The organism is Marinobacterium rhizophilum DSM 18822 (assembly GCF_000378045.1).
GTDB lineage: Bacteria > Pseudomonadota > Gammaproteobacteria > Pseudomonadales > Balneatricaceae > Marinobacterium_A > Marinobacterium_A rhizophilum.
Map to the genome: position 1 here is coordinate 1 of NZ_KB899144.1, position 1,280 is coordinate 1,280.

Here is a 1,280-nt window from a genome sequence, read left to right on the forward strand (position 1 = left end):
GTAAGCGTCCGGCTATCACACCTTGTCAGCCGGCGCTTTCCAGTTATGCGGAAGTAGCTCACCGATCGCACTGGCTTTTTGGATCGGCAGCCGGGCCAGCACATCTTTCAGATACGCATAGGGTTCATGCCCATTCAGCTTGGCGGACTGGATCAGGCTCATGATGGCAGTGGCACGCTGACCGCTGCGTAATGAGCCCGCGAACAGCCAGTTCGAGCGCCCGAGCGCCCAGGGGCGGATCAGGTTTTCCACCCGATTATTGTCGATCGGCAACGCACCATCATCCAGGTAGCGCGTTAGCGCGGCCCAGCGTTTGAGGCTGTAGTCGAGCGCGTTTGCCGTCGCTGTGCCGTTCGGTATTTTCAGGCGCTGGGCCTGCATCCAGTGATGCAGCGCATCCGCGATGGGTCTGGCTTTATCCTGCCGCAGTGTCTTCCGCTCAAGGGCAGTCAGGTCGCGGGCCTCACGCTCGACGTCGTACAGTTGTTTGATGTACTCAACCGCCTGGCCGGCGATCAGGCTCTTGCCCGCCACATGCAGCTCGACGAACTTGCGTCGTGCATGGGCCATGCAGCCGATTTCGGTGATGCCGTGCTTGAAGCTCGCCTTGTAGCCGCCGTAGTCATCACAGACCAGTTTGCCCTGCCAGTCAGCGAGGAAGTCGCGCGCATGCTGACCGCCGCGCCCGGGTGTGAAGGCGTAGACCACGGCCTTCAGCCCGGCGTACGGCGTGGTGGCATAGGCCCAGATGTAGGCTTTGTGGGTTTTCTTCTTGCCCGGCGCCAGCATCGGCACCGGCGTTTCATCGGCATGCAGCACGGCTTCCTTGAGAAGGGCTTCGCGCAGCGCCTCGATCAGCGGTTGCAGCTGCACGCCGCAGCGGCCGACCCACTCGGCTAGCGTCGAGCGCGGGATCGGTACACCCGCACGGTCGAAGATCTGCTCCTGCCGGTACAGCGGCAGATGATCGGCGTATTTGGCGATCATTACCTGCGCCAGCAGCCCGGTGGTCGGGATGCCCTTGTCGATGATGTGCGCAGGCATCGGCGCCTGGGTCAGCGTCTCGCAGGCCTCACACACCCATTTGCCACGGATATGACGTTCGACCGTGAAGACGCCGGGCCTGTAGTCAAGCTTTTCGCTAACATCCTCGCCGATGCGCTTAAGCTGGCAGCCGCAGGTACAGTGCGCCGAGTCCGGCTCATGGCGGATCTCGGTACGGGGCAGTTCCGGCGGCAAGGGCGCACGCTTGGGCTGGCGTTTGACGGCAGGCGCAGGGG

General features: G+C 63.0%; 1 protein-coding gene. It reads right to left on the minus strand.

Annotation, left to right across the window (positions count from 1 at the left end):
* Positions 1-15 precede the first annotated feature (15 nt).
* The coding region (gene tnpC / locus F451_RS0124350; protein ID WP_020684020.1) for an IS66 family transposase at positions 16-1,280 on the minus strand (1,265 nt) is incomplete at its 5' end.